A 19,923-nucleotide genomic window follows, 5' to 3' on the forward strand; every position below is an offset into this window, starting at 1 on the left:
CTCCGGAAGCTCCGGCCAGCGAAGCGCCTGCGCCCGCCGCGCCCGAACAGGCCCCGGCCGCTCCGGCGCAGTGATGCCGGTTCCGGCGGCCCGCAGGTCGGGCCGCCGCCGTTGCGATACAAGCTCTGAACGCCGCGCGGCATCCGCCGCGATGGCATCCTATTTTTTGCGGTCCGATGGTGCGCAGACCCTGACGAATCGGACCGTCACCCGATAGGTTGATCACCCATGGCGCGGTATATCTTCATCACCGGCGGTGTGGTCTCGTCCCTCGGCAAGGGACTGGGCGCTGCGGCGCTCGCGGCGCTGCTCCAGGCGCGCGGCTACCGCTGCCGCCTGCGCAAGCTCGACCCCTATCTCAACGTCGATCCGGGCACGATGTCGCCGACCCAGCACGGCGAGGTGTTCGTCACCGACGACGGCGCCGAGACCGACCTCGATCTCGGCCACTACGAGCGCTTCTCGGGCCGGCCCGCCAACCGCCAGGACAACATCACCACCGGCCGCATCTACCAGGACATCATCGCCCGCGAGCGGCGCGGCGATTACCTCGGCGGCACGGTGCAGGTGATTCCCCACGTGACCGACGCCATCAAGGCCTTCGTTCTCGACGGCAACGAGGACTACGACTTCGTGCTCTGCGAGATCGGCGGCACGGTCGGCGACATCGAGGCGATGCCCTTCCTCGAGGCGATCCGCCAGCTCGGCAACGAACTGCCGCGCCAGCATGCCGTCTACATCCACCTGACGCTGATGCCGTGGATCCCGAGCGCGGGCGAGCTCAAGACCAAGCCGACCCAGCATTCGGTGAAGGAGTTGCGCTCGATCGGCATCCAGCCCGACCTGCTGATGGTCCGGTGCGACCGGCCGATCCCGGCCGGCGAGCGGCGGAAGCTGTCGCTGTTCTGCAACGTGCGCGAGACCGCCGTGATTCCCGCGCTCGACGTGCGCTCGATCTACGAGGTGCCGATCGCCTATCACGAGGCCGGCCTCGACGCCGAGACGCTGGCGGCCTTCGGCATCACCGACGCGCCCGAGCCCGACATCTCCAAGTGGAAGGCGATCTCCTCCAACATCCGCAATCCGGAAGGGGAGGTGACGATCGCCGTGGTCGGCAAGTACACCGGCCTGAAGGACGCCTACAAGTCGCTGATCGAGGCGCTGGTGCATGGCGGGATCGTCAACCGCGTCAAGGTCAACATCGAGTGGATCGAGAGCGAGATCTTCGAGAAGGAAGATCCGACGCCCTATCTGGAGCACGTCAACGGCATCCTCGTGCCGGGCGGTTTCGGCGAGCGCGGGGCCGAGGGCAAGATCGCCGCGGCCGGCTTTGCCCGCCGTCACGACGTGCCCTATTTCGGCATCTGCTTCGGCATGCAGATGGCCGTGATCGAGGCGGCGCGCAATCTGGCCGGCGTGGAGAAGGCGAGCTCGACCGAATTCGGCCCGACCCCGGAGCCGGTGGTCGGCATCATGACCGAGTGGCTGCGCGGCAACCTTCTGGAAAAGCGGATGTCCGGCGGCGACCTCGGCGGCACGCTGCGTCTGGGCGCCTACGAGGCGCGGCTCGCGCCGGGCTCGAAGATCGCGGAGATCTACGGCAGCGAGCGCATCTCCGAGCGCCACCGTCACCGCTACGAGGTCAACATCGACTACCGCGACCGTCTGGAAGAGAAGGGCATGCGCTTTGCCGGCCTGTCGCCGGACGGCGTGCTGCCGGAGACGGTGGAGCTCGACAACCACCCCTGGTTCATCGGCGTCCAGTATCATCCCGAACTGAAGTCGCGGCCGTTCGAGCCGCATCCGCTGTTCGCCAGCTTCATCGGCGCGGCCGTGGAACGCAGCCGGCTCGTCTGAGCGGCACGACAGAGAGGATCGACGATGCGCAGGAAACTGGTTCTCGACGGGGCGGATGCCGCGACGATCATGGCCGCCGCCAAGGCCGAGGCGCAGCGCAGCGGCTGGGCGGTCACCATCGCCATCGTCGACGACCACGGCGTGCCGCTGATGCTGGAACGTCTGGACGGCGCGATCACGATGAGCGCGCAGATCGCCGTCGACAAGGCAAAGGCCGCGGCGGTGACCCGTCGCTCCACGCGGTTTGCCGAGGACATGGCCAAGGAACGCCCGGGCACGGCCTTCCTGCCGCGTCTGCCGGTGCAGGGCGGCCTGCCGATCATCGTCGAGGGCGAATGCGTCGGCGGCGTGGGTGTTTCGGGCGTCCAGTCGCACGAGGACGAGCAGGTGGCCGCCGCCGGGATCGCCGCGCTCGGCGCCTGACGCAGACGAGAGATGTGGCCTGAAACGGGCGCGGGCCGCCATCGCCTGAGGGATCGCTCGGCAGGAAGGGACGGGGGGAGGACACGGTGGCACGGGGCATCGACCATCTGGTCCTTCCGGTCCGCGACCTCCGGGCAACGCGGGAGTTCTACCGGGCGCTCGGCTTCACCGTGACGCCGGTGAACTGGCATCCCTTCGGCACCATGAACAGTCTCGTCCAGTTCGACGGCGCCTTCCTCGAACTGCTGTCGGTGGCCGACGATTCGGCGATTTCGCCCGGCGACGACGAGACCTTCTCGTTTGCCGCCTTCAATCGCGATTTCCTGAAGCACCGCGAAGGCCTGTCGATGCTGGTGCTGGAAAGCGCCGGCACCGCCGCCGACCGCGCGGATTTCGCCGCCGCGGGCCTGCGCACCTATGCGCCCTTCCGCTTCGTGCGCGATGCGCGCCGGCCGGACGGCTCGACGCGTACGGTCGCCTTCTCGCTGACCTTCACCTCCAGCGACGCGATGCCCGACGCCGGCTTCTTCACCTGCGAGCAGCATTTTCCGGAGAATTTCTGGACGCCCGAATTCCAGGACCACGCCAATGGCGCGACCGGGATTGCGGCGGTGGTGATGGTCGCCGCCGATCCGGCCAGCGTCTCGCCGTTCCTTGCCGCCTTTGCGGGGGCCGAGGCGGTGGATGCTCGGGGCGGCATTGCGTTCGACACCGGTCGCGGCGAATTGCGGATTTCGACACCCGCCGCGTTTTGTGACGTCTTTGGGCCGGACGCCTTGCCGGAAGCTCCGGGAACGCCGCGCTTTGCGGCCATCGTCCTTGGCGGCACCGACCGGTCGGCCATGGCCGAGAGGCTGGACGCGGCGCAGATCCCGTTCGGCCGCGCACCGGCGGACGGCGCCCTTGTCATTGCGCCCTCGGCCGCCTTCGGTGTCGCGCTGATCCTTGCCTGAGCGCGTCGCGCCGGCTTCTCTCATCATTCGGTCCTCTGCCGCGCGAGGCATGTGGCTCCGCGCGGCGAGGGATCGTCCGATCAGGCGACGGCGTCGCTCGCCGTGAGGACGATGACCTTCGAGCCCACCGGCGTGCGGCGGTGCAGATCGATGATGTCCTGATTGAGCAGGCGGATACAGCCGGACGACACCTTGGTGCCGATCGTCCACGGCTCGAGCGTGCCATGGATGCGGTAGTAGGTGTCCTTGCCATCGCGATAGAGGTAGAGCGCGCGGGCGCCGAGCGGATTTGTCAGGCCGCCCGGAAGCCCCTCGCTGAGCGGGCCGTAGCGGTCCGGCTCGCGGGCAATCATGTCGTTGGTCGGCCGCCAGCTCGGCCAGGCCGCCTTGCGGGCAATGGTCGCCTCGCCGGTGAAGTTGAACGCATCGACTTTGCCGACGCCGACGCCGTAACGCAGCGCCCGGCCGCGCTCGCGCACCAGATAGAGATAGCGGGCATAGGGATCGACCACGATCGTGCCGACCGGATGGGGGCTGTCGTAGGCGACCTCTGCACGCAGGAACTTCGGATCGACCTGGCGGAGATCGATCGCCGGCACGGGAAAGGGCTCTGTGTCGATGGCGGCATACATCGCGACCATTTCCGGCGAATACTGCGGCTGGGCTGCAAGGCGGGGGTTCGGCGGCGCGGGGAAATTCCCCGAGACGCACCCGCCGGCAAACAGCGGCAACCCGAACAGCACGGTCCTTCGATCGATCTTCAACGCACCTGTCTCCTTGATTTCGAATCCTCGAATGGAAGCAGGCAGCGTAGACGACCAGGCTGAACGAATTCAGGGCCGGAATGGCTTTATGTGATGACGCCGACATCACTTCTGCGTGTCGCGCATGGCCTGGGACTCCCGCTCCAGGCCTGCCGTGACGGCTCGCGGCGCCCGGCCGCTCTATGCAGCGTCACATGGCTCGGATATGTAGGTCACCGGATACGACAGACCGCGCGGGGGCCGGGCACATGCCGGTTCTGCCCCGCGCAGCAGGGACGAGGGAGCCATTCATGACCGCCATCATCGACGTCATCGGACGCGAAATTCTGGACAGCCGGGGCAATCCGACCGTTGAGGTCGACGTGATTCTGGAGGACGGCTCCGTGGGCCGCGCCGCCGTTCCGTCGGGCGCCTCGACCGGCGCCCACGAGGCTGTGGAGCTGCGCGACGGCGGCGAGCGCTATTTCGGCAAGGGCGTGGAGATGGCGGTCGACGCGGTCAACGGCGACCTGTGCGAGGCGATCATCGGCCTCGACGCCGAGGACCAGATCCACATCGACAACATCATGATGGAACTCGACGGCACCGAGAACAAGGGCCGGCTGGGCGCCAACGCCATTCTCGGCGTCTCGCTCGCCGTGGCCAAGGCCGCGGCCGAGGCGAGCGGCCTGCCGCTCTACCGCTATGTCGGCGGCCCGAGCGCCCGCATCCTGCCGGTGCCGATGATGAACATCATCAACGGCGGCGCCCATGCGGACAACCCGATCGACTTCCAGGAATTCATGATCATGCCGGTCGGAGCCGAAAGCATCGCGGAGGCCGTGCGCATGGGTTCGGAAATCTTCCACACCCTGAAGAAGGGCCTCAAGGCCGCCGGCCACAACACCAACGTCGGCGACGAGGGCGGCTTTGCGCCGAATCTCGGCTCGGCGACCGAGGCGCTCGACTTCGTGCTCGCCTCGATCGAGAAGGCCGGCTACCGCCCGGGCGAGGATGTCTACCTGGCGCTCGACTGCGCGGCAACCGAGTTCTTCAAGGACGGCGCCTACGTCTACGAGGGCGAGGGCGTGACCCGCTCGATCGAGGAGCAGGTCGACTATCTCGCCGCGCTCGCCGCCAAGTACCCGATCATCTCGATCGAGGACGGCATGTCCGAGGACGACTGGGAAGGCTGGAAGCTGCTGACCGACAAGATCGGCAAGTCGGTGCAACTCGTCGGCGACGACCTGTTCGTCACCAACACCAAGCGCCTGACCCGCGGCATCAAGTCCGGCACCGCCAACTCGATCCTCGTCAAGGTCAACCAGATCGGCACGCTGTCGGAGACGCTGGAAGCGGTCGAGACCGCCCACAAGGCCGGCTACACCGCGGTGATGTCGCATCGCTCGGGCGAGACCGAGGACAGCACCATCGCCGACCTCGCGGTCGCCACCAACTGCGGGCAGATCAAGACCGGCTCGCTCGCCCGCTCGGACCGGGTGGCAAAGTACAACCAGCTGATGCGCATCGCCGAGGAACTCGGCCCGCAGGCCAGATACGCCGGCCGCTCGATCCTCAAGGGCTGAGCGAGACCGTTCCGGTTTCCGTTCAGGCCTGACCATCACGCCCGCCTCCGGCGGCCCCGATTCGTCGGGGCTTCCGGGGGCGGGTTTGTTTTGGGGCGGGGTGCTTCTACGCGTCATTCCCGCGAAAGCGGGAACCCATTGTTCGGCGGGCGGACGGACAATTTGGGTCCAGAGCCTCGCCGCGCTCTCCTTTGTTCTTGTCCTCGCGAGCTTCGCCCTTGCCGGCTGATGGGTTCCCGCGTTCGCGGGAATGACGATGGAAAGGGTGAAGAACGGTGCCCTGCGGAAGCGCGGAACTCCCGTTCGAACCAGCCACGCGCAACGGCAATTCTCTTTCCACCACCCTCCGGGCCGGCACTCCATGCCGGCCCGTTTTCGTTTGCCGGCGTCGTCCGTCGCAATGCGCGTCGCCTGCCGCAAATTTCGGCTGTGTCGTGTGCATTGCCGCAGAATTCGCCTTGCACCGCGTCTGGGCATCTGTATGATTTTGGATATCGTATCCAACAATTGGATAAAGCTTGATGTCCCTGCGCATTGCGATCGATACCGGCGGCACCTTCACGGACGTGGTGGCCATCGACGTCGACACCGGCGAACTCACCGCGGTGAAGACCCCCTCGACCCCCGGCGACCCGAGCGTCGCGCTGATTGCCGGCATCCGGAAGGTGCTGGACGCCGCCGGCCGGGTCGACACCGATGTCGGCATGCTGCTGCATGGCTCGACGTCGCGACCAATGCGGTGCTGGAACACAAGTTCGCCGGCCTTGGCCTGATCGTGACCAAGGGCTTTCGCCACATGATCGAGATCGCCCGGCAGTCGGTGCCGGACGGCTACGGCAACAGCTTCTTCTGGGTGAAGCCGCCGCGGCTGGTGCCGCTGCATCTCGTCAAGGAAGCCCCCGGCCGCATGCGTTACGACGGCAGCGAGCTGGAGCCGCTGGACGAGGCGGCGACGCTCACCGCCGTGCGCGAACTGGTGGAGGACGGCGTCACCTCGGTCGCCGTCTGCCTGATGCATTCCTACGCCAACGACGCCCACGAGCGCCGGGTCGGCGCGCTGATCGCGGCGGAGTTCCCGACGCTGCATGTCTCGCTGTCGTCGGTGGTGCTGCCCGAATACCGCGAATACGAGCGGGCGATGACGACCCTCGTCGACGTGATGGTGAAGCCCTACTGCCGGACCTATCTCGCCTCGGCCGCCGACAAGCTGGCCGAGACCGCCGGGCCGGTGCCGTTCCTGATCATGCAGTCGAACGGCGGCATGGCCACCCACAAGGCGGCCGGCGAGAAGCCGGTGACGATGCTGCTGTCCGGCCCGGCCGGCGGCGTGCTCGGCTCGATCCACATGGCCGCGCTGGCGGGCTTTCAGGACATCCTCACCTTCGACGTCGGCGGCACCTCCACCGACGTCGCGCTGATCGAGAAGCTGACCCCGCGCTACACCTCCGAGAGCATGATCGAGCACTATCCGGTCAAGACGCCGATGCTCGACATCGTCACCGTCGGCTCCGGCGGCGGCTCGATCGCCTGGGTCGACGACTACGGCCGGCTCAAGGTCGGCCCGCAGAGTGCCGGCTCCGATCCGGGGCCGATCTGCTATGGCCGCGGCGGCACGCAGCCGACCGTGACCGACGCGGCGATCGTGCTCGGCCGGCTGCCGAAGGCCTTCATCGGCGGCGCGCTGGAGCTCGACGCCGCCGGGGCCGAGGCGGCCTACGCGGCGCTCGGCGCCAAGTTCGGCATGTCGACCGAGGACGTGGCCGCCGGCGCGGTGGAGATCGCCGCCGCCAATCAGGTGTTCGGCCTGCGCCAGGTGACCACGGTGCGCGGCCGCGAGCCGGCCGACTATGCATGGTCGCCTTCGGCGGGGCGGGCGGGCTGTTTGCCGCCGACGTCGCCGACTTCCTCGGCATCCGCACCATCCTGTCGCCGCCCAATCCCGGCAATCTCTGTGCGCTCGGCCTGCATGTCTCCGACCTGAAGCGCGACTACATCCGCACCCTCGTGCGCCGCCAGTCGCAGGATCCGGCGGACGAGATCGTCGCCGCCTGGGGCCAGCTCGTGGCGCAGGGTGTGGCCGACATCACCGGCGAGGGCGTGCCGCAGGAGCGGATCCGCACCCACCGCATCGCCGACGTGCGCTATTTCGGCGAGGGCCACGAGGTGCAGGTCGACGTGCCGGACGATCTCGACGGCCCGGCGGCGGTCGCCCATGTCTTCAAGCAGTTCCACCGCGTCCACGAGGACACCTTCGGCTTCCACTACGAGGGCGAGCAGGACGTGGAGATCGTCAATCTGCGGCTCCAGGCGGTCGGCCTTCAGAGCCGGCCGGAGATCCGGGCGGTGGCGGAAGGCGGGGCGGCGGCCGCGCCCTTCGGCACGCGCCGGGTCTACTGGCGGCAGACCGGCTGGGTCGATTGCCCGCTCTACACCCGCATCGCGCTGGTCGCCGGCCAGAGCATCGCCGGCCCGGCGATCGTCGAGGAATACGGCTCCACCGTCGTCGTGCCGACGTCGTGGACCCTGACGCCCGACCGCTACGGCAACCTCGTCCTCGTCAAGCAGACCTCCTGAGGCCCCGATGTCCGACACACACACCCACACTGCATCGGGCCCGGCTGCATCGGGCAAGAACGCGCCGGGCCGCACCCTCGGTCCGATCGAGCTCGAGGTGATCCACGGCACGATCCGCGCCGCCGAGCTGGAGATCGAGGCGGCGGTGGAGCGCACCGCCCGCTCGCCGATGATCCGCGACCAGCACGACTACCGCGTCGCGCTGTTCGACGGCCGCGGCCGCAAGCTCACCGGCCGCTCCTACTCGGCGATCGTCGAGCCGGTGTTCGAGTATTTCGGGGCCGATGACATCCACCCCGGCGACGTGTTCTTCTGGAACGATCCCTACCGCTCCTGCGGCGGCATCGGCCACGTGCCGGACCTTTGCACCACGGTGCCGATCTTCCTCGGCGAGCGGCTGATCGGCTTCTCGCAGGTGTTCGGCCACCATGACGACGTCGGCGGATCGGTGCCGGGCAGTCTGCCGGTCCATGCCACCGACAGCTGGATGGAAGGCCTGCTGGTGCCGCCGATCAAGCTCTACGATCGCGGCAAGCTCAACGACGCGGCCTTCCGGATCATCACCCGCAACTCCCGCCTGTCGGAGCATCTGGCCGGCGACCTCGACGCCGAGATCGGCGCGGCCCGGCTCGGCGCGCGCCGGATCATCGCGCTCGCCGACCGCTACGGCATCGACAATCTCGAAGCGGCCTTCGACCAGATCCTGTCGAACACCGCCGAGATCTTCCGCCGCGAGATCCTGCCGGTGATCGCCGACGGCACCTATACCTTCGAGGACTATATCGAGGCCGACGGCGTCGAGGAGCCGCGGCTGCACGCGCTGCGCGTCACCATGACCAAGACGCCCGAGAAGATCGTGCTCGACTTCACCGGCACCGACCGGGAGGCGAGGGGGCCGATCAACTGGTCGCTCGACGAGGTGGAGGGGCGCTATTTCCGCAAGTGGCTGGCGCCGACGCTGCGCTCGCTCGCTGCCAGCCCGGAGCGGGCCGCCGAGATCGACAGCAACGAGGGCGTGCTGGAGGTGGTCGAGGTGGTGTTCCCCGAGAAGGGCACCCTGATCACGCCGCACGAGGGCCGGCCGACCGGCATGCGCTTCTTCCTGATGCTGCGCACGCTCGGCGCCTTTGCCGCCTGTCTTTCCAAGGCGACAGCCGGGCGGATGCCGGCCGACCACGAGACGATCCGGATCTGGGGCCTGTCGGGGGGCACCATGAGCAAGGACTTCTTCCTGTTTCGCGAAGTGCTGGGCGGCGGCGGCCCGGGCCGGCCGTGGGCGGACGGCTCCGACGTCGTCCACATCGTCCCGAACTCGCGCAACCTGCCGGCGGAGTTTTCCGAGACGCGCTATCCGATCCTGATCGAGCAGCTCGGCCTGATGCAGGACAGCGGCGGCGCCGGCAAGCGGCGCGGCGGCTTCGGCTATGACAAGCGCATCCGGCCGCTGACCGACTGCCGGCTGATCTCCAACGCCGACCGCTCGCTGCTCGGCTGCTACGGCGTCAACGGCGGCAAGGCGGGGGGCAGCTACGGCGTGTCGGTCCTCGATGCGGACGGCGGCGAGACTGTCCATCCCGGCATGACCGACACGGTGATCGTGCCGGCGGGCGGCGTCGTCCGCCTCGTCACCACCGGCGGCGGCGGCTGGGGCGACCCGCTGGCGCGCGAGGTGGAGATGGTGGTCGCCGACGTGCGCGGCGCTCGTGTCCGAGGCGAGCGCGCGGGAAGACTACGGTGTCGTCATTGTCCGCGAGGGCAGGGTGGTTGCGGCCGATCTCGAGGCAACCGAGGCGCTGCGGGCGGAGATTGCAGCGACGCGCGGCAGGCCGGCGATGTTCGACCGCGGCGGTCATTTCGAGGCGCTGAAGGCCGCCGGCAAGGTCACCCGCCCGGACGGCTGGGCCGATCCGGACGAGGGCTGGTTCGCGGCGGAGATGTGAGGGCCGGCTGCCGGTCTGGCCTGCGCGGTGACGCCGGCGTGCCCGGCCTCGTCCTTCGGGACGGCCCGTCGGGCCTCCTCAGGATGAGGCCTGCGAGAGTGCTGTTTTTCTGTTCAAGGCGTTGCTCTTTCCCCTCATCCTGAGGAGGTCGCGAAGCGACCGTCTCGAAGGACGAGGGGAAAGCCCTGCCGGCGAACACCATCGAGTCATTGCACAGGAGAGCGGCCATGGACGTGCGGATGTCCCACATGACGCAGATGGAGATCGCCGAGGCGATCGCCGAGGGCCGGCCGGTGATCCTGCCGACGGGCGCGACCGAGGCCCACGGGCCGCACATGCCGGTCGACACCGACACCCATCAGGTCGACCACATCGCGGTGTTGCTGGCCGAGCGGCTCGGCGCGGTGGTGGCGCCGCCGGTCGCCTACGGCATCTCGAAGACCTTCGAGTTCTTCACCGGCACGGTGTCGCTGTCGATCCCGACCTACCAGCTGATGCTGTTCGAGATCGGCGCCGCCCTGATCCGCCAGGGCTTCCGCCACCTGATCATCCTCAACGGCAACCGGCCGAACGGCACCGCCAACGACGCGGTTGCCCGCCATCTCGTCGACGAACTCGATGCGGCCCATGCGTTCAAGGTGTCCGCGGTGAGCTACTGGGAGCCGGCGGCCGAGGCGATCGACGTGCGGCGCCGGTCGGTGCCGGGCGGCATGGGCCACGGCTGCGAGTTCGAGACCGGCTTCCAGCTCGCGACCCGTCCGGAGCTCGTGAAGATGGACCGGCTCGCCGGCGCCCACTACGGCCCGGTCGGCTGGGACCTGGTGGCGCCGACGACGCCGGTGCGGACCTACATGCGCCGTCCGCGCCCGGCCGTCGGCCATGCGGCGATCTTCGGCGATCCGACGGTGGCGACCGCCGAGGCCGGCGCCGAATTCATCGGCATCGTCGTCGACGCCCTGGAGGAAACCTTCGCCAACCTCACCGGCTCCTACGAGGAGCGCAAGGAGGGGACCGGCAAGGCGTGAGCTGCCGGTCAGCCGCCGAGGGCGACGCCCATCGCCGGCTTCCAGCCGAGATCCATCGAGACCGCCGAGGCGGCGCGCAGCAGCTGTTCCACGATCTCGTCGGCGCTCTGCGGATCCTTGAGCACGGCGCGGCGGGTGACGAAGCAGAGACAGCCGACCGCCCGGCCGCTGCCGTCGAAGATCGGCGCGGCGGCGGAGGCGACGAAGGGCTGCACGTCGCCGATCGTGATCGCGTAGCCCTGCGCCCGCACCTTGCGCACGATCGCCCGCAGCGCCTCCGGCTCGGTCACCGTCTCGTCGGTCATGGCCACGCGCTCGCGGGTGAGATACTCCTCCACGAAACCGTCGCTCTCGGCGGCAAGCAGCACATGGCCCTTGGAGGCGAGGTGCAGATCGAAATGGAAGCCGTAGTTGGCCTTGGCGATGGTGTCGCCGGGCCGGTCGTGGACGTGGAGCACCACCGACTGCAGGCCGATGCGTTCGACCACCTGCGCGACCACGCCTTCGCGGCGGTCGGAGGCTTCGAGCACGCCCTGCGCCGACTTCACCAGCCGGTTGTCGGCGACATAGGTGGAGCCGATCAGCCACAGGCGCGAGCCGACCGAGTAGCGGTTGCTTTCGGGATCACGCTTGAGGAACTGGGCGCGCTCCAGCTGGGCGACCGTGCGGTGGATCGTCGCCCAGGGCAGGCCGAAGCTGCGGGTGATGTCGGCGATGCGGCTCGGCTGCCGGGCGACGAATTCGAGGATCGCCACCGCGCGGTCGAAGCCGTGAAGCTTGGCGACGGCGTCAACCTCGCCCTCGACGTCGTCCAGTTCCGGCTCCTTGGTCTGTCTCGCCATCCTGCCGCGTTCCCTTCGTCCTCATGCGCGCGCCGTAGCCTGGCTCGTTCGGCCCTGTCACGCTGCGCTTCGTTCGGCCCGCAGGCCGCCACAGACCGGCGATTCGCCCGATGAGCCGGTCGGTCTCTCCGGGCTCCGCCGCCGCGCGCTGGCTGGAGCCCTTGTCCCTGCTGGCCGCTGCCGGCATCGGCATCGGCTCGATCTTTCCCGTGGCCAAGCTCGCGGGCCTTGCCGGCCTGCCGCCGCTGGCCTTTGCCGGCGGCATCGCCCTCGTCGCGGCCCTCGTCCTGCGTCTCGCCGGCCGGCTGTCCGGTGGAGGTGGAACGCCGGTGCCGCCCAAGGTCGCGTGGACCTATGCCGCCGTGGCCGGCCCGCTCACCTTCGCGCCCTTCGGTCTCGTTGCCATCGCTGTGCCTCACGTCGGAGCCGGTGTGCAAGCCCTTCTGCAATCTCTGGTGCCTGCCATCACCGTGGCGATGGCCATGGCGATCGGTTATGAGCGCCCCGGCCGGCGCCGCGCCGCCGGTCTTGCCCTCGGGTTCGTCGGCGCCGTTCTCATCGTCGCCTCGCGCTTTTCCGGCTTCGACGCGCCGCCGGCCGTGTGGATGGCCGTGTCGCTCGCCGTGCCGGTGATCCTTGCCGCCGGCAACGTGTTCCGCTCCCTGCGCTGGCCGGCGGGCGCCGGCGTTCTCGAGATGGCGACGCCGACGCTGCTGGCCGCCGCCGTCCTGCTGCTGGCCGGCGAGGGGCTGCTCGAACTCACCGGCCTGTCGCTGGCCACCGGCGCCTTCGATCCCGTCGTCGCCGCCGGCCTTGTCCTCGGCCAGGGCATCCTGACGGGCGGCGGCTACATCTGCTTCTTCCGGCTGCAGCAGGTCGGCGGTCCGATCTTCCTCAGCCAGATTTCCTATGTGAACGCCGCTGTCGGCATGGGCATCGCCGTGCTGCTTCTCGGCGAACATCTCGAACTCGGCACGCTTGCCGGCGCCCTCGTCATCGTCGTCAGCCTGTTCATCGTCGGCAAGCCAGCACCGCGCTGAAGCGCCGTCTCAATGGCGGTCCTCCCGCAGGAAGGGCCGGCCGAGCGCGCGCGGCGCGCCGCCGCCTCCGCCGCGCCAGGCGGTCCAGACCATCACCCCGAGGGTGGCGAGATAGGGCAGCATGAACAGGAAATACTGGGGGATGGCAAAGCCCGAGGCGGCGACGCGGGGCACCAGCGCCTCGATCGAGCCGAACAGCAGCGCGGCGCCGAGCGCCCGCCACGGCCGCCAGCCGGAGAAGATCACCAGCGCGATGGCGATCCAGCCGCGGCCGCCGGTCATGCCGTCGACCCAGATCTTGGCAACCACCACCGACAGATAGGCGCCGGCAAGGCCCATCAGCGCCGCGCCGGCGAGGATCGCGGCAAGGCGGGTGCCGAGGATCGACACACCGGCGGCATCGGCCGCATCCGGGCTGTCGCCGACCGCCTTCAGCCGCAGGCCGGTCATCGTGCCGTTGAGGAGATAAGCGACCAGCGCCGTCAGCGGCACCAGCAGGTAGACGATGAGGTCCTGCGAGAACAGCAGGCGGCCGAGCACGGGAATCTCCGACAGGCCGGGGATCGGCCACTGCGGGTTGCCCGACACGGTGCGGCTGGTCCAGCCGAAGGTGGAGCCGATCAGGCTGGACAGGCCGAGGCAGAAGAAGACGAGGGCAAGGCCGGCGATCACCTGCTCGACCCGGAACACCAGCACCAGCAGGGCGAACAGCAGCGACACCACCGCCGCCGCGACGGCGCCGGCGGCCAGCGGCAGCAGCGGATAGCCGCCGAATGTCAGGCTGGCGCCGACGGCGGCGATCGCGCCGATCAGCATGTAGCCCTCGGCGGCAAGGCAGAGCACGCCGGAGCGCTCGGTGACGAGCAGGCCGAGGGCGGCGAGCGCGAAGGGCGCGGCGAAGACCGGCACCATCGCCAGCCAGTTGATCAGGAAGTCGCTCAACCTGCCGCCTCCGCGCGCTGGAGGACGATGCGGTGGCCGACGAAGAAGTCGGACGCGGCGACGGTGATGACCAGCACGGCCTGGATGAGCTGAACCATGGACCCCGGGATCTGGTAGAAGACCTGCATGCTCTGGCCACCGACCATCAGCAGGCCGACCAGCAGCGCCACGACGAGCGCGAGGATCGGCCGGTTGCGGGCAAGGAAGGCGATCAGGATGCCGGAAAAGCCGTAGCCGACGAAGAAGGACTGGGTCATCCGGTATTCGACGCCGGCACTGACGACGAAGCCGGCAAGCCCGGCGAGCGCCCCGGAGGCGAGCACCGCCGTCAGCACCACCTTCGTCACGTCGATGCCGAGCGCGCCGGAGGCGGCGGGGTTGGCCTCGACGAAGCGGAGCAGGAAGCCGAAGCGGCTGCGGGCGAGCAGGAAGGCGATGGCGAGGGCGATCAGGATCGCGAGCGGCAGCGCGAGATCGACCCGGCCCCAGCCGAGCGAGGGCAGCCGCTCGGCGGCGGTGTATTCGGCCGAGTAGGGAAAGCCCGACACCGGATCCTTCCACGGGCCGTAGAGCAGCCACAGCAAGCCGTTGAGCGCCACGTAGTTGAGCAGCAGCGTGGTGATGATCTCGTTGACACCGAGGCGGAGGCGCAGCAGCGCGGGCAGGGCGATCCAGGCCATGCCGCCGATCGCGGCGCCGAGCGCCATCACCGGCAGGCGCAGCGGATCGGGAATGCCGGGCAGCAGGGTGATGGCGGTGGCGATGATCGCGCCGGCGATCATCTGGCCCTCGATGCCGATGTTCCAGAAACGGGCGCGGAAGGCGAGCAGCGCGGCAAGGCCGGTGAACATCAGCGGCTCGGCCTGGAACAGCACCGAGGCGGCGCTCTGCGGGCTGGCGAGGAACACCAGCACGAATTCGTCGAGCAGCGCGGAAGGCTCGACCCCGGCGCCGACGAGCAGGGCGACCGAGATGGCGAGGCCGAGGACGAGGCCGCCGAGGACGGCGGCGAGCCGGGCGAGCGGGCCGGCCTCCGGGCGCGGGCGGATCGCGAGGGGAAAGCGTGCGTCAGCCATGGTCCACCATCGCGCGGCCGACCGCCTGACGGTCGACGGGGGCGGGAAACTCCGCGGTGATCCGGCCGCGCGACATCACCGCGACCCGGTCCGAGAGGGCGAGGATCTCGTCGAGGTCCTCGCTGACGAGCAGCACCGCGGCGCCGCGGTCGCGCGCCTCGCGCAGGCGGGCGTGGACGGCGGCCATCGCCCGCATGTCGAGGCCGCGGCTCGGCGAATGGACCACGACCACCTTCGGATCGGCCGAGAATTCGCGGGCGAGAACCAGCTTCTGGGCGTTGCCGCCCGACAGGAGCGAGGCCTTCTGGCCGAGCCGGTGGACGCCCTGCACGTCGAAGGCGGCGACCGCCTCGCCGGCCGCGCGCCGCATGGCGCCGTGGTCGAGGGCGGCGCCGCCGAAGGCCGTGCGCAGCACCCCGCCGACGGCGTAGTTGTCGGACACGGACAGGTCGCCGGCCATCGCCTGGGTCTTGCGGTCGGCCGGCACGACGGCAAAGCCGCGTGCGCGCCGGGTGGCGACCGGGGCGGCGGCGAGATCCTCGCCGGCGAGCCGCAGCGATCCGCGGTCGGCGCGGCGCACGCCGGACACGACGTCGACGAGTTCGGTCTGGCCGTTGCCGCCGACCCCGGCGATGCCGAGGATCTCGCCCGCGCGCAGGGTGAAGCCGACGTCGTCGAGGAGCGGCGGGCCGTCGGCGGCGCTCACCGAGAGGCCGCGTGCCACCAGAAGCTCCGCGCCCGGCGTCGTCTGCCGGGCCGTGGGGGTTGCCACCACCTCGCCGACGACGAGGGCGGTGAGGAGATCGAGGCTGAGCGCGCGCGGGTCGGCGGTGGTGACGGTCGCGCCGCCGCGCATCACGGTGACCCGGTCGGCGTGGGCGATCACGTCGCGCAGCTTGTGGGTGACGAGTACCACGGCCGTGCCGCGCTCGGCGAGGCGGCGGATGTTGGCAAGCAGGCGGGCGCCTTCCTCGTCGGTGAGCACGGCGGTGGGCTCGTCGAGGATCAGGATCTCGCTGCCGGCGGCGAGCGCCTTCAGGATCTCGACCCGCTGCTGCTCGGCGATCGACAGGGTTCCGACCGGGCGGTCGAGCGGCACGGGAAAGCCGAGGTCCTCGGCCAGCTGGCCGACGCGGCGGCGGATCTCCAGCCGGCCGGCGGCGAAGTTCTGCACCTCCAGCGCCAGCATGATGTTCTCGGTGGCGGTGAAGGTCGGCACCAGCTTGAAATGCTGGTGGACCATGCCGATCAGGCGCTTGCGGGCGGCGCGCGGGCCGTCGAGCACGACGGGCTCGCCGAAGACGCGGAGCTCGCCCCGGTCGGGACGGTAGAGGCCGGCGGCGACATTCATCAGCGTCGTCTTGCCGGCGCCGTTCTCGCCGAGGAGGGCGTGGACCTCGCGGCGGCGGACGCCGAAGGAGGCGGCGCGCAGGGCCGGAAAGCCGGCGAAGGCCTTGTCGATGCCCGTCAGTGTCAGCGCCTCGGTCATCGGGGTCTGCAGGTCCATGGTCTGGGATCTTGGGATCTTTAGGGGGGCGTCGGCGGGGAGACGGTGCCCGCCCGGCGGACCGGGAGGGCAGGATGCGGGGATGCAGCTCTGATGGGCAGGCTACTGCTGGCTGACGACGCCGTCGACGAACCAGTCCATGGCCCAGAGGTCGCCGTCGCCGATCACGGCCCCGGCAGCGACGCGCTCCTTGCCGTCACGGTCCTTCAGCGGGCCGGCGTAGATCTGCTTGCCGGCGATGATCGCGTCGCGCTCGGCCATCACCTTGTCGGCGATCTCCTTGGGCACGGCGGCGCCGCAGCAGGTGATGTCCGGGCCGCCGTCCTTGATGCCGAGGAAGGCGCCGTAGGGCGAGGGCTCCCAGGTGCCGTCGACGATCTTCTGGATCTCCGGCTCGAGGAACTTGTCCCAGACCCAGACCGACGAGCAGATCGTCGCGTCGGGGGCGAACTCGGTCATGTCGCGGTGGTGGCCGGTGGAGTGGATGCCCTTTTCCTGGGCGACCACCTGCACGGCCGGGGTGTCGACATGCTGGCCGATGACGTCGATGCCCTGCTCGATCAGGGCCTCGGCGGCGGCGCGCTCCTTGACCGGGTCATTCCAGGCGCCGGTGAAGACGGCGGTGACGGTCGCGTCCGGGTTCACCTGGCGCGCGCCCATGGCGTAGGCGTTGACGGTCCAGTTGACGAGGCCGAAGGGGTTGGCGCCGACGAAGCCGAGCTTGCCGGTCTTGGAGACGCCGGCGGCGGCCATGCCGCAGAGATACTGGGTCTCGTAGGTCCGGCCGTAGATGGATTCGAGGTTGGCGCCGTTGGTGGTGCGGCCGGGTTGAGGAAGGCGACCGCCGGGTGGGTGGCGGCGAGCTCCTTGAACGTGTCGGAATAGCCGAAGGCCGAGCCGATGATGATGTTGTAGCCGCGGCCGATGAAGAGTTCGGCCGCCGGGCGGATCGCCGTGGCGTTCTCGGGCACGTTCTCGACCACGGGGATCTTCACGCCCATCCGTTCCTCGAGCCGGCCGCGGGCCTCGTCGAGCGCCTGGCTCCAGCCGCCGTCGTTCTTCGGCCCGAACAGGATCATCGCGATCTTGGGCTCGCCCTCCAGCTTGAAGGCGGCCGCCGGCGCGGCGAGGGCGACCAGCGCGCCCAGCGTCATCAGGATCCTCGGGATCCACCTCGTCATTCGCATCAGCATGTCACAGTCCCCTCTTGTTGGTCCGCCGGCCTTCGGGAGGCTGGCCGCGGACATTGTCGTCACAGGCGGGCTTGTCACAGGCGGACAGGGCACGGCTGTTTCGAAGGCAAGCAAGGCGCGGGCCCGCAGGGGCTCACGCGGCAGCGGGCGCGGGCTCCAGCGCCTCGGCGAGCACGGACGGCGTGATCGGCACCTGATGGAAGCGCGGCCGGCCGAAGGGCGCCAGCGCGTCCTCCACCGCCGACGCGATCACCGGGCCGACGGCGATGCAGCCGGCCTCGCCGACACCCTTGACGCCGAGCGGATTGAGCGGCGAGGGCGTCTCCAGATGCAGGATCTCCACCTTCGGCACCTCGGTGGCATAGGGCACCAGGAAGTCGGCGAAGTTGGCGTTGGTCGGGTTGCCCTCGGCGTCGTATTCGATGCGCTCGTAGAGCGCGCCGCCGATCCCCTGCGCGATGCCGCCCATCACCTGGCCCTCGACGAGGGCCGGATTGATCATGTTGCCGCAGTCGTGGACGCAGACGTAGCGCAGGATCTTCACGCTCAGGAGGTCCGGATCGACCTCCACCACCGCGCCGTGGACCCCGTAGGCCCAGGTGGCGCAGGCGGGGCTGTAGAAGTCGGTGGCCTCGAGGCCCGGCGCCTGTCCCTCCGCCAGCGCCGGCCCGTCGTGGCGCGAGGCCGGGGCGAACTGGGTGGCGGCCTTGGCGGCCTCGTTGAAGGCATAGCGCAGCGGGTTGGTGGCGGTGGCGACGGCGGCGAGCGGCACGCGGCGGTCGGTGCCGGCGACGACGGCGTGGCCGTCTTCCAGCACGATGTCCTTCTCGTCCGCCTCCATCATGTTGGCGGCGGCGGTGATGGTCTTCTGCCGGACGATCGCCGCGGCCTTGTGGATGGCGTTGCCGCTGACCACCGCCGCGCGGCTGGCAAAGGTGGCGACGCCCCAGTCGAAGGCCTTGGTGTCGCCCTCCACGAGGATCACGTCGGTGATCGGCACGCCGAGCTGGTCGGCGACGATCTGGGCGAACACCGTGTCGTGGCCCTGGCCCTGCTGGGTGAGGCCGGTGTTGACGTAGACCTTGCCGGTGATCGGGTGGATCTTGACGTGGCCGCCCTCGTAGGGGCCAAGGCCGGTGCCTTCCACATAGCAGGCAAGGCCGAGGCCGATGTGGCGGCCGCTCGCCCGTGCCGCCGCCTGCTCGGCGGCAAAGCCGTCGCCGCCGAGGGCGTCCCGGACCTTGCCGAGGGCCTTGTGATACTGGCCGCTGTCGAGGCTGACGCGCAGGCCGTCGGCAAACAGCAGGCCCTCGCGCGTCCACGGGAACTGGTCCTCGGCGACGAGGTTGCGGCGGCGGATCTCGAAGCGGTCGAGGCCGAGCTCGTCGGCGAGCAGGTCCATCGCCCGCTCGATGGCAAAGCAGGACTGCGGCCGGCCGCAGCCGCGGTAGGGCGTCACCGGCACCGTGGGCGTATAGACCGCGTCGAAGGTGACCTTGATGTTGGGGATGCGGTAGGGACCGGCGATCGAGGTCGAGGCGACCTGCGCGACGGCGATGCCATAGGGAATGAAGGCCCCGGTGTCGTGGAGGAAATAGTCTTCCAGACCGATCACTTCGCCGGTCTTCTTCGCGTAGAGCTTCAGATGGTGGATCTGCGTCCGCTCCTGGCTGGAGCCGACGAAATTCTCGCGGCGGTCCTCGATGTATTTCACCGGCCGGCCAAGGCGCATGGCCGCCATCGGCACCAGCAGCTCGTCCGGGTAGAACAGCAGCACCTTCTGGCCGAAGCCGCCGCCGACATCGGGGGCGACGACGCGGACCTTGTCTTCGTCGAGATGGAAGATCGAGGCGATGCCGCCGCGCACGGAGATCGGCGCCTGCGTCGAATCCCAGACCGTCAGCTCGCCGGTGACGACCTCGAAGCTCGCGGCAACCGCGCGGCATTCCATCGGCGCGGCGGTGGAGCGGTCGACGCGGACACGGATCGTCGTCACATGCTCGGCCGCGGCGAAGGCGGCCTCCGGATCGCCGGAGACCTGCACGAAATGGGCGGCGATGTTGCCCGGATGGGTGGCGTGAACCAGCGGCGCGTCGTCCCTGACGGCGTCCTCCAGCTCCAGCTCCACCGGCAGGGGATCGTAGTCGACCTCGACCAGCGAGCAGGCGTCCTCGGCGGTGTAGCGGTCGACCGCGACCACCATCGCCACCGTCTGCGACGTA

The 19,923-nt window shown here is 69.7% G+C and carries 16 protein-coding genes and 1 pseudogene; 9 read left to right on the forward strand and 8 right to left on the reverse strand.

Annotated features, from left to right (window positions below):
* Positions 1-228: 228 nt before the first annotated feature.
* From A6302_RS06860 to A6302_RS06870, 3 genes are all read left to right on the forward strand, one after another.
* A complete protein-coding gene (locus tag A6302_RS06860; protein ID WP_069306424.1) occupies positions 229-1,857 on the forward strand; it encodes a CTP synthase in 1,629 nt (542 codons plus the stop codon).
* 24 nt (positions 1,858-1,881) lie between these two features.
* Positions 1,882-2,280, forward strand: coding sequence for a heme-binding protein (locus tag A6302_RS06865; RefSeq protein ID WP_069306425.1), 399 nt, complete (start codon positions 1,882-1,884; stop codon positions 2,278-2,280).
* 86 nt (positions 2,281-2,366) lie between these two features.
* Positions 2,367-3,233: a VOC family protein gene (locus A6302_RS06870; protein ID WP_069306426.1), complete on the forward strand. Its 867-nt coding sequence runs from the start codon at positions 2,367-2,369 to the stop codon at positions 3,231-3,233.
* Positions 3,234-3,313: 80 nt separating this feature from the next.
* Here A6302_RS06870 and A6302_RS06875 read toward each other — a convergent pair whose 3' ends face one another.
* Positions 3,314-3,997: a L,D-transpeptidase gene (locus A6302_RS06875; protein WP_069306427.1), complete on the reverse strand. Its 684-nt coding sequence runs from the start codon at positions 3,995-3,997 to the stop codon at positions 3,314-3,316.
* A gap of 290 nt (positions 3,998-4,287) precedes the next feature.
* On the opposite strand from A6302_RS06875, the gene eno reads away from it, so the two are divergent.
* The 5 genes and pseudogenes from eno to A6302_RS06895 all read left to right on the forward strand — a co-directional run bounded on the left by eno (position 4,288) and on the right by A6302_RS06895 (position 11,101).
* A complete protein-coding gene (gene eno, locus A6302_RS06880; protein ID WP_069306428.1) occupies positions 4,288-5,562 on the forward strand; it encodes a phosphopyruvate hydratase in 1,275 nt (424 codons plus the stop codon).
* A gap of 521 nt (positions 5,563-6,083) precedes the next feature.
* Positions 6,084-7,491 (forward strand): annotated as a pseudogene (locus tag A6302_RS21165) (hydantoinase/oxoprolinase family protein); the annotation flags it as partial.
* Between the two features lie 75 nt (positions 7,492-7,566).
* Entirely contained in the window at positions 7,567-8,136 is a 570-nt protein-coding gene (locus tag A6302_RS24260) for a hydantoinase/oxoprolinase family protein (RefSeq protein ID WP_280938920.1), read from the forward strand.
* 7 nt (positions 8,137-8,143) lie between these two features.
* Positions 8,144-10,219 (forward strand): hydantoinase B/oxoprolinase family protein, encoded by a 2,076-nt coding sequence (locus tag A6302_RS06890; RefSeq protein ID WP_069306429.1) that lies wholly within the window; start codon positions 8,144-8,146, stop codon positions 10,217-10,219.
* A gap of 84 nt (positions 10,220-10,303) precedes the next feature.
* Positions 10,304-11,101: a creatininase family protein gene (locus A6302_RS06895; protein ID WP_069306430.1), complete on the forward strand. Its 798-nt coding sequence runs from the start codon at positions 10,304-10,306 to the stop codon at positions 11,099-11,101.
* Positions 11,102-11,109: 8 nt separating this feature from the next.
* Here the strand turns inward: A6302_RS06895 and A6302_RS06900 are convergent, their stop codons facing one another.
* Entirely contained in the window at positions 11,110-11,943 is an 834-nt protein-coding gene (locus tag A6302_RS06900; protein ID WP_069306431.1) for an IclR family transcriptional regulator, read from the reverse strand.
* 110 nt (positions 11,944-12,053) lie between these two features.
* Between A6302_RS06900 and A6302_RS06905 the strand changes: the two genes are divergently transcribed.
* Complete coding sequence (locus A6302_RS06905) at positions 12,054-12,983, forward strand: DMT family transporter (RefSeq protein ID WP_069306432.1); 930 nt, start codon at positions 12,054-12,056, stop codon at positions 12,981-12,983.
* Positions 12,984-12,992: 9 nt separating this feature from the next.
* On the opposite strand, the gene A6302_RS06910 is transcribed toward A6302_RS06905, so the two are convergent.
* From A6302_RS06910 to A6302_RS06930, 6 genes are all read right to left on the reverse strand, one after another.
* Positions 12,993-13,925 carry an ABC transporter permease gene (locus A6302_RS06910; RefSeq protein ID WP_245293958.1) on the reverse strand — a complete coding sequence of 311 codons (933 nt, stop codon included), beginning with the start codon at positions 13,923-13,925 and terminating at the stop codon, positions 12,993-12,995.
* Positions 13,922-15,001 carry an ABC transporter permease gene (locus tag A6302_RS06915; RefSeq protein ID WP_069306433.1) on the reverse strand — a complete coding sequence of 360 codons (1,080 nt, stop codon included), beginning with the start codon at positions 14,999-15,001 and terminating at the stop codon, positions 13,922-13,924. Before A6302_RS06915 ends, A6302_RS06910 begins: the two co-directional genes overlap by 4 nt.
* Complete coding sequence (locus A6302_RS06920; RefSeq protein WP_245293959.1) at positions 14,994-16,508, reverse strand: ABC transporter ATP-binding protein; 1,515 nt, start codon at positions 16,506-16,508, stop codon at positions 14,994-14,996. Before A6302_RS06920 ends, A6302_RS06915 begins: the two co-directional genes overlap by 8 nt.
* A 102-nt stretch (positions 16,509-16,610) precedes the next feature.
* Positions 16,611-17,261, reverse strand: coding sequence for a BMP family ABC transporter substrate-binding protein (locus A6302_RS06925; protein ID WP_280938914.1), 651 nt, complete (start codon positions 17,259-17,261; stop codon positions 16,611-16,613).
* Entirely contained in the window at positions 17,150-17,701 is a 552-nt protein-coding gene (locus tag A6302_RS25230) for a BMP family ABC transporter substrate-binding protein (RefSeq protein ID WP_280938916.1), read from the reverse strand. The genes A6302_RS06925 and A6302_RS25230 overlap by 112 nt, the downstream gene beginning before the upstream one ends.
* 133 nt (positions 17,702-17,834) lie before the next feature.
* Positions 17,835-19,904 (reverse strand): molybdopterin cofactor-binding domain-containing protein, encoded by a 2,070-nt coding sequence (locus A6302_RS06930; RefSeq protein WP_210183280.1) that lies wholly within the window; start codon positions 19,902-19,904, stop codon positions 17,835-17,837.
* Positions 19,905-19,923: the final 19 nt, after the last annotated feature.

The sequence above is a fragment of the Methylobrevis pamukkalensis genome, assembly GCF_001720135.1.
In the GTDB taxonomy this organism is placed as follows: Bacteria; Pseudomonadota; Alphaproteobacteria; order Rhizobiales; family Pleomorphomonadaceae; genus Methylobrevis; species Methylobrevis pamukkalensis.

What these genes read in the sequence shown, in the direction of transcription:
- A6302_RS06860 (WP_069306424.1), top strand. Translation starts at nt 229, where the DNA reads ATGGCGCGGTATATCTTCATCACCGGCGGTGTGGTCTCGTCCCTCGGC.
- A6302_RS06865 (WP_069306425.1), top strand. Translation starts at nt 1,882, where the DNA reads ATGCGCAGGAAACTGGTTCTCGACGGGGCGGATGCCGCGACGATCATG.
- eno (WP_069306428.1), top strand. Translation starts at nt 4,288, where the DNA reads ATGACCGCCATCATCGACGTCATCGGACGCGAAATTCTGGACAGCCGG.
- A6302_RS06890 (WP_069306429.1), top strand. Translation starts at nt 8,144, where the DNA reads ATGTCCGACACACACACCCACACTGCATCGGGCCCGGCTGCATCGGGC.
- A6302_RS06895 (WP_069306430.1), top strand. Translation starts at nt 10,304, where the DNA reads ATGGACGTGCGGATGTCCCACATGACGCAGATGGAGATCGCCGAGGCG.
- A6302_RS06900 (WP_069306431.1), bottom strand. Translation starts at nt 11,943, where the DNA reads ATGGCGAGACAGACCAAGGAGCCGGAACTGGACGACGTCGAGGGCGAG.
- A6302_RS06905 (WP_069306432.1), top strand. Translation starts at nt 12,054, where the DNA reads ATGAGCCGGTCGGTCTCTCCGGGCTCCGCCGCCGCGCGCTGGCTGGAG.
- A6302_RS06915 (WP_069306433.1), bottom strand. Translation starts at nt 15,001, where the DNA reads ATGGCTGACGCACGCTTTCCCCTCGCGATCCGCCCGCGCCCGGAGGCC.
- A6302_RS06920 (WP_245293959.1), bottom strand. Translation starts at nt 16,508, where the DNA reads ATGGACCTGCAGACCCCGATGACCGAGGCGCTGACACTGACGGGCATC.
- A6302_RS06925 (WP_280938914.1), bottom strand. Translation starts at nt 17,261, where the DNA reads ATGGCCGCCGCCGGCGTCTCCAAGACCGGCAAGCTCGGCTTCGTCGGC.
- A6302_RS25230 (WP_280938916.1), bottom strand. Translation starts at nt 17,701, where the DNA reads ATGCTGATGCGAATGACGAGGTGGATCCCGAGGATCCTGATGACGCTG.
- A6302_RS06930 (WP_210183280.1), bottom strand. Translation starts at nt 19,904, where the DNA reads ATGGTGGTCGCGGTCGACCGCTACACCGCCGAGGACGCCTGCTCGCTG.